Annotated in this window: 11 protein-coding genes; all 11 read right to left on the minus strand. The window is 39.9% G+C overall.

Translation table 11 applies throughout. The annotated features are described in order from the left end of the window. Window positions 1–45: 45 nt before the first annotated feature. Entirely contained in the window at window positions 46–921 is an 876-nt protein-coding gene (gene rsmI, locus IRB43_RS15755) for a 16S rRNA (cytidine(1402)-2'-O)-methyltransferase (RefSeq protein ID WP_343070896.1), read from the minus strand. Continuing rightward, window positions 921–1190 carry a GIY-YIG nuclease family protein gene (locus IRB43_RS15760; RefSeq protein WP_203364439.1) on the minus strand — a complete coding sequence of 90 codons (270 nt, stop codon included), beginning with the start codon at window positions 1188–1190 and terminating at the stop codon, window positions 921–923. Before IRB43_RS15760 ends, rsmI begins: the two co-directional genes overlap by 1 nt. Continuing rightward, on the minus strand, window positions 1174–1920 hold the full coding sequence (locus tag IRB43_RS15765; RefSeq protein ID WP_203364440.1) for a tRNA1(Val) (adenine(37)-N6)-methyltransferase: 747 nt from the start codon (window positions 1918–1920) through the stop codon (window positions 1174–1176). The genes IRB43_RS15760 and IRB43_RS15765 overlap by 17 nt, the downstream gene beginning before the upstream one ends. Before the next feature lie 135 nt (window positions 1921–2055). Continuing rightward, window positions 2056–2424 carry a DNA replication initiation control protein YabA gene (gene yabA, locus IRB43_RS15770; protein ID WP_203364441.1) on the minus strand — a complete coding sequence of 123 codons (369 nt, stop codon included), beginning with the start codon at window positions 2422–2424 and terminating at the stop codon, window positions 2056–2058. 13 nt (window positions 2425–2437) lie between these two features. After that, window positions 2438–3265, minus strand: coding sequence for a PSP1 domain-containing protein (locus IRB43_RS15775; RefSeq protein ID WP_203364442.1), 828 nt, complete (start codon window positions 3263–3265; stop codon window positions 2438–2440). Then, a complete protein-coding gene (gene holB / locus IRB43_RS15780; RefSeq protein WP_203364443.1) occupies window positions 3258–4259 on the minus strand; it encodes a DNA polymerase III subunit delta' in 1002 nt (333 codons plus the stop codon). Before holB ends, IRB43_RS15775 begins: the two co-directional genes overlap by 8 nt. A gap of 12 nt (window positions 4260–4271) precedes the next feature. Then, window positions 4272–4712 (minus strand): YaaR family protein, encoded by a 441-nt coding sequence (locus tag IRB43_RS15785; RefSeq protein ID WP_203364444.1) that lies wholly within the window; start codon window positions 4710–4712, stop codon window positions 4272–4274. Window positions 4713–4727: 15 nt separating this feature from the next. After that, the gene (locus tag IRB43_RS15790) at window positions 4728–5057 is read right to left on the minus strand and encodes a cyclic-di-AMP receptor (RefSeq protein ID WP_094835030.1); all 330 of its coding nucleotides are present in this window, start codon (window positions 5055–5057) and stop codon (window positions 4728–4730) included. A 92-nt stretch (window positions 5058–5149) separates the two neighbouring features. Further along, entirely contained in the window at window positions 5150–5791 is a 642-nt protein-coding gene (gene tmk / locus IRB43_RS15795; RefSeq protein WP_203364445.1) for a dTMP kinase, read from the minus strand. A 33-nt stretch (window positions 5792–5824) separates the two neighbouring features. Further along, window positions 5825–7246 (minus strand): aminotransferase class I/II-fold pyridoxal phosphate-dependent enzyme, encoded by a 1422-nt coding sequence (locus tag IRB43_RS15800; RefSeq protein WP_343070895.1) that lies wholly within the window; start codon window positions 7244–7246, stop codon window positions 5825–5827. A gap of 50 nt (window positions 7247–7296) precedes the next feature. After that, window positions 7297–7488 (minus strand): sigma factor G inhibitor Gin, encoded by a 192-nt coding sequence (locus IRB43_RS15805; protein WP_203364446.1) that lies wholly within the window; start codon window positions 7486–7488, stop codon window positions 7297–7299. Window positions 7489–7684: the final 196 nt, after the last annotated feature.

The following is a 7684-nucleotide window of genomic DNA, read 5'->3' on the forward strand; positions in this document are numbered from 1 at the left end:
TATATGTGGGCTTTGTTAAAGTGTATCAATCCAATGGTATCTTTATTATTCGACATGATACGACTGGTACACTTCCCTTTTGGGCAAGTTGCGATCTTTTGCCGTTTGTTTAATCGCTTCTTTCGAGTGCAAAGATTGTTCCTTTATGTAATAATTTACATGTTCAACAACCGATAAACTCATCCACCACTGTTCACTTTCTTCTTGTTCCACTTCTGCATTACCTTCAATGATTAAACAAAACTCTCCTAAAATCTCTTCCTCTTTTGACCATTGAATAGCTTCTGCCATCGTTCCGCGCAAAAACTCTTCAAACTTCTTTGTCAGTTCTCGACATAATACAATTTTACGCTGTTCACCAAGTATTTCTGCCATAGCCTGCAACGTATCTTTCAACCGATGGGGAGATTCATAAAGAATAAATGTATCCCCGCTCTTATTCAATTGAGTGAGCTCGGCTTTCTTTTCTTTTTTATTTCGGCTTAAAAAGCCATAAAAGTAAAAAGGCTGCGGCGCTAACCCAGAAGCAATCAATGCCGTCAATGCAGCATTGGCTCCAGGTAATGGCACGACGGCGATGCCATTTTCAATTGCCGCCGCAACAAGCTCAAATCCAGGATCAGAAATAGAAGGCATGCCGGCATCACTGACAAGAGCCACCTTCTCCCCATTGAGAATCCTCTCTAATAATGCTTTCCCGCTTGTTTCTTTATTATGTTCATGATAGCTCGTGATCGGTGTGGAGATCTCGAAGTAATGGCACAACTTTTTCGTATTTCTTGTATCTTCCGCTGCGATCACAGCTGCTTCCTTCATTATTCGAATGGCGCGAAAAGTCATATCCTCTAAATTGCCAATAGGAGTCGGCACTAAATACAGCACACCTTCTTCACCATTTGCAAAGCTTTTCTGTTTCTGAATCATATCAATGTCCCCCCTTTTTGTAAGTAATTCATTTTCTGTTTTCTCGTTAATTGTTTAAAAGCATATTCTGCTCGCATCGCTTCAGTAACAGTCGGATAAGTTTCCACATGAATGAGACGCACTGGTCCTCTTCCACGTGTATATTTAGCTCCTTTACCAGCATTATGCGTTGTGACACGCTTTTCTATATTCGTTGTATATCCGCCATAGAAAGAACCATCTCGACACTCAAGCACATAAAAATAATGATTATTGCTCGTTTCCATATAACATCTCTCTTACTTCTTCTGTATATTCGCCCTGTTGATTATATACATACAAAGGAGGCAAGATTTTGATATCCGGTGCCCCATCTTTCAATCCTTCAATCAATACGGTATTCGCTTCTTTTCCCTGTCTCGGATACACAAAACGAAGCCGCTTCGGTTCAAGACGATGCTTTCGCATTAATGTCACCAAGTCAAGAAGTCTCCCAGGCCGATGAACAAAGGCTGCCTTTCCTCCTTGCTTTAATAACTGGCTGCTTGCACGAATGCAGTCCTCAAGCGTACAGCATATTTCATGACGCGCAATGGCCAAATGCTCATTCTCATTGATAATTTCACGGGCTGACGATAAGAAATAAGGGGGGTTACACGTCACAAGACTATGTTTTTCACGGCCTAACATGCTTGGAGCCTCTTTTAAATCACCGTGCACCATTGTAATCTGTTCCTGCAATTCATTATACTCTATACTCCGAATAGCCATATCATACAGCCGCTCTTGTATTTCTACTCCGGTAATGGGCACCTTCGTCTTCGCACTCATCAACAAAGGAATGATTCCATTTCCCGAGCATAAATCAATAATGGAGCCTCTTTTTAATGGAACTGAAGCAAACCGAGCAAGAAGTACCGCATCTAATGAAAAGGCAAACACAGTCGGACTTTGAATAATTCTTAACCCCTCTGCTAATAAATAATCAAGCCTTTCATCACCTTTCAATGTGACCATTCTCTCTTTCCTCCATTATGCTAATTACATAAAAAATCTACTATGCTAATTTTTGATTAAAAAATAAAGGCTGCCCTGACAGGCCTTATCTTCGGTTGGAAGTCTTGGCACTGGCCTGTTGGACAGCCTCGTACATTATTTTTTATTTAAAAATGATAAACAAAACAAGCAATCTTCGTCTTTACGTGGACTGCCAAAATGAACATTGCAAATATGAAACCCTTCTTGGTAAAGCCTAGCGAGATTATCATAACCTTCTCCAATATCCATCAATTTTGAAGGACTTGTGTTGTTATTCTCTCCATTTTTTTCTTGAGCGGTTTGACTTCGAGAAAATTCCAGCTCTTCTAACCTGCGTCGCAAGTTTTCATTTTCAAACTTTAATGAGTTGTTCTCTTCTAGTATTTCTGCCAAACTCTTTTTCAAATCACCGAGCTGTTTATACAATTGGCCAATTTGTAGTTCCATATCGCTGACTGAGTCGAAGAACTCTTTTTTATCCACTCATTCCACCCCATTACTCTGTGGCTTGTGCTGAAATGGCGCCTTCTGTCGTAATTTCTTCCATCGTAAATTCAAGCACCCGCTCTTGTTCGAATACTTCTACTTGAAGAACTCGTTCTAAAATATTTAACCCCACTACTTTTCCAAAGCCATGAGGAGTATTTACTTTTTCACCGACATCTGGAAGGATTTCTTTCGCCGCTTCATATTCATCATTCTCATATTTCAAGCAACACATGAGCCTGCCGCATAAACCTGAAATTTTCGTGGGGTTTAATGATAAATTTTGATCTTTCGCCATTTTAATAGAAACTGGTTCAAAATCGCCCAAAAATGTTGAGCAACAAAGCATTCTACCGCACGGACCGATTCCTCCGAGCATTTTCGCTTCGTCGCGAACACCGATTTGGCGAAGCTCAATTCTCGTCCGAAAAATAGCAGCTAAGTCTTTCACTAACTCTCGAAAATCCACTCGTCCGTCAGCTGTGAAGTAAAAAATCACTTTATTGCGATCAAATGTATATTCTACATCTACCAGCTTCATATCTAGCTTATGTTCGATAATTTTTTCGCAACATACTTCAAAAGCTTCTTGCGCCGCTAATTTATTTTCCTCAACTATGAGGCGATCTTTCTGATCGGCGACACGAATCACTTTCTTTAAAGGAAGAACGATATCCTCTTCCTCCACTTTTTTCACTCCGACAACCACTTGTCCATGTTCGACGCCTCTAACTGTTTCAACGATCACATGGTCGTCTTTCTCAATCTTTAGCTCGACTGGATCAAAATAATATATTTTTCCCGCTTTCTTAAAGCGGACTCCTACTACATCATACAAAGGATGCTCCCCCCTGTAAATTCAACACAAGCTGTTCCATCAACAATTGTGGATTCATATTGGCATCAAGCTTGCGCTTCGCTTCTAAAATGGCTGTCATTTGCTCTGTCACTCTTTTGGCAGAAGATTGTAGAGCGTTTTGTTTAAGTAAAGCAAGCTGATCCGGGAAAGCAAGACCCGTTTCTTTTCCTGTCTGCAACGACAACAAATCCTTAAAAAGAAGCAGCAACAGATCAAGCGCTTGATTAACTTGCTGTTTATCTTTGAAATGCCCATTAAAGTCCTCTTGTAATTTCACCATCGCTTCCAATGGATTTTTTTGAAGGACTTCGTATAATTTTAACACTATTACACGCGACTGTGCAAACCACTCTTCACGACTTAATTCGAGTGCTTCTTGAACGTTATTTGTCAGCTTGGCCACTAATGAAGCCAAAGGCAGAGAAATCCCTTCTTCTATCAGCCTATTTTGGAGAAGCTCTGGCCGCAACAGTTTAAACGCAAGTAGCTGACAACGCGAAATAATCGTTGGCAGCATGCGTTGAACTTGCTCTGTTAATAATAAAGCAACGGTATCAGAATTTGGTTCCTCGAGAAACTTTAACAAACTGTTAGCTGCACTGGCTGTCATTCGATCAGCATGTTGAATGATATAGATCTTTCTCTTTGCCTCGACAGCCGTTTTACTAAATTCTTGCTGTAAAAAAGTAATTTGCTGTTTTTTAATAGATAAGCCATCTGGTTCAATGTAATGAACATCTGGGTGGTTTCCGCTTTCAATCCGCCGACAGTTGCTGCATGTCTCACAAGCCAGTGTTCCTTGTCCTTCACAAAGCAAACTTTTCGCAAAAAACAGCGCCGCATTTTTCTTCCCTGTTCCTTGATCTCCTTCAAAAATATAAGCATGAGCCACCCGCTCTTTTTCTAGGCTATTTGTTAACATTCTGAGCACAACCGGCTGTAATTCTTTTAATTCTTTCCATACCTCAGACATGTACATCCCTGCCTACGTATATAAATTAATAATTAACCCTTTAATTTCGCCGATTTGTCCAAGCAGATCAACGGATTTCTTTTCTTTATTCATCACATCTTCCGTTAATTCAATTAACTTCTCGTCAATCGTCTCAACGATCTTTAACTTTCGGCCTTCTCCAAATTGATTCCACGTATGAGAATTTTTCAAGTTCATACCAAATTCAACTGTTTCTCGAATAAAACGGCGGACCAGTGTTTTATATTTCGCTAAATCTTGGAACGTGCGGGAACGAGCAAGCCGTTCCCCTGCCCCTTCAATATCCGTTAATAATCGCTGAATCTGATCGGCTTTCATTTGTTCCCCTTGTTGCTGAACAATGGCCGAGAATTTAGATTGTCCGTTTGAAGGCAACCTTTGGTCTTTTCGCACTTTGTCCATACTAAAATGTATGTCTTTTTCAATCTTCATATGAGCTATCCCCTATCAAAATTGATGAAATTGTTCCACCGGCAAGACAAATACGGTGGCCCCGCCGACAGGCACTTCAATAGGGTAGGGAACGTAAGAATCCGCATTTCCTCCCATCGGTGATACAGGCGCTACCATTTGATCTCTTGATTGACAGTTCTCTTTAATAATCTCTAAAGCTTTATCAAGGCGAATATCATCCGTTCCAATAATAAATGTCGTATTCCCTGCTTTTAAAAAACCACCGGTCGAAGCGAGTTTCGTTGCTCTGAAATTATGATCAATTAAAGCTTGTGATAAACGATGACTATCTTGATCTTGCACAACCGCTAAAATTAATTTCATCATTTCTCCCTCATCTTTCCGATTCTTATTCTCTCATTATACCAAGAAAATGAGACCACCGCAGAGAAGAAACAAAATTTAAATGATCTTAGCTATTGTTCAGTCGCTCTAATTCGCTCCAAAATACAACTCATACCTTGATGGAACACTTCTTCGACAGATGCTTCTGCATTGATTTTGACGATTCTCTCTGGAAACCTTTCACTTAACAACAAATATGCTTCTCTCACCTTTTTATGAAAATGAAGTGATTCTAAATCTAGACGGTTCACTTCCCTTTCTTCATGGGCATTAATTCTCGCTAATCCTACTTCTGGTCGAACATCAAACAATAACGTTAAATCCGGCATCACATCATCTACAGCAAATCGATTAATGTCAAATACCTCGTCTATTCCAAGTCCTCTGGCATATCCTTGATACGCCAGCGAGCTATCGATAAAGCGATCGCAAAGAACAATATCGCCTCTCACTAAAGCAGGTATGACTTTCTCAACCAGATGCTGCCTTCTTGCTGCCGCATATAAAAGCGCCTCGGTGCGTCCATCCATTTCTGTATTGTCTTTATTTAAAATAACCTCGCGAATTTGTTCAGAAATGGAGATCCCGCCTGGTTCGCGTGTCCCTGTTACACAAAATCCTTCTTTTTCAAGCTGATTGATTAACAACTGCATCACGCTCGACTTACCTGCCCCTTCAGGCCCTTCGATTGTGATAAATAACCCTTTTCTCATCCTTTAACCTCCAAAATAAAGATACGCTTCATGTCAGGATGTTTGATACACAGCAATCTTTTTTTCACTTAATTGCTGTCCTCCTTGAATATGTATTTGCTGCTCAAGCAACTGAGCCAAAGTGGTGATCTGCTCTGCCGTGATTCGTTCTCCCATCATTAAAAGAGGAATCCCTGGCGGATAAGGAACAACCGTCTCTGCCGCAATTTCACCAACTGCCTCAATTAAAGAGACCCACTTTTTAGCAAGCTTTTCCTGATCCTTATAAGAAATCATTAACAGAGATGTCTTTTTTGCAGGAGATACATAAGGAATCTCTTTAGAAACGGCTTGTTTTTCGTGTAAAATGAGCTCTGATACTTTCTGTTCAGCTAACTTAATATAATCACTGTTTCCCGCTTTCAGCAAAGGGAACGTGCACAACACTTGTGAAGCATCTGAAAGCTCGGTATAAATTCCCGCCGCTTCCAGCTGATGCTGCAACTCATATCCTTTATACCCTTTTTTTCTCAGCAAGAACTTCAAAGGATCGTCCATAAGTAAAAGCTCTAGCCCTTTCCCCTGTAATTGTTTCATTAAAACAGATTTCATTTGAAAAGTAAAAGCTTTATCCTCCTGCGAAAAACCTTGCAGAAAAGCCCGTGCTACATCTAAAGAAGCCATAATAGGATAAGATGGACTGCTAGACTGAAGTGCCTGTAAATAAAATTCAAGCTTCTCTGAGGAGACTTTAGAGGAATTCACATGCAAAAAAGAGCCCATTGTCATCGCGGGCAACATTTTATGAGCCGAATGCACAACAAGATCCGCTCCTAAATATAATGAACTAGCAGGAAAAGGCTCTCCCAAAACAAAATGAGGTCCATGCGCTTCATCAACTAAAACGAAAGAGCCGTTTCTCTGTGCAACCTCAATCACTTTCTTCACATCTGTAATCATCCCATAATAATTAGGATAGGTTAAAATAATCGCCTTCACGGAATCATATTGTCTATATGCCTGTTCAACAGTATCTAAACTGACTCCACTAGCTACTTTAAATGAAGCATCATATTCTGGTTCTAAAAACACAGGTGTCACTTTGGCAAGCTTACATGCATTTAAAACCGATTTATGGCAATTGCGCTGAACAAAAACGATGTCTCCCTCTTCACACACTGATAAGATCATAGCCAAATTCCCAACTGTGCTTCCGTTAACTAGAAAATAGCTTTTCCTTGTTTGATACAAATCTATTAATAACTGTTGAGCCTCTTGAATGCAGCCTTCTGGAGAATGAAAATCATCTAACCCTGAAATTTCAGTCTGATCATAAGCTAGAAATTTTCCCCATCCCTCCATAAGTTGTCCTACCCACACTTGCCCGCTTTTATGTCCAGGAACATGAAGGGATAACGGTTTTTGATGAATATGTTGCTGCAGTGCTTCAATAAGTGGAATACGTTCTTTAGTCACTACCAATCCTGTCCTTTTCTATACTTTTCTACTAGCCTATCATAGAATTCTCAAGAAAAAACAGAAGGAATTCTAATTTTTCGCATCTTCCTAACAAAATGAACATAGGCTTCTTCTTCTGGTGCTGTCTGAAGCACTTTTCTTTCACATTCTTTACATATAAAAGCTTTATAAATATAAATTCCTTTCTGCTTGCTTTGTTCACATATCATACAAATATGCTCTTCTCTTTTTTCTTTCATCCTCTCCACCTCCTAGTTCTTAGTATCTCCCACTTTCTCTGAAAATATGCGAATCTATTTACTATGTAGCGCATCAATTTTTATGCGAAGATTTTCTGAATCAATACTGCACGTTATTTATACAAAAAAAGAACAGCCTGAGCTGTTCTTTTCGTTAGTGCCTGGCAACGTCCTACTCTCACAGGGGGAAACCCCC

The sequence above is a fragment of the Bacillus sp. REN10 genome (assembly GCF_016820555.1).
GTDB lineage: Bacteria > Bacillota > Bacilli > Bacillales > Domibacillaceae > Bacillus_CE.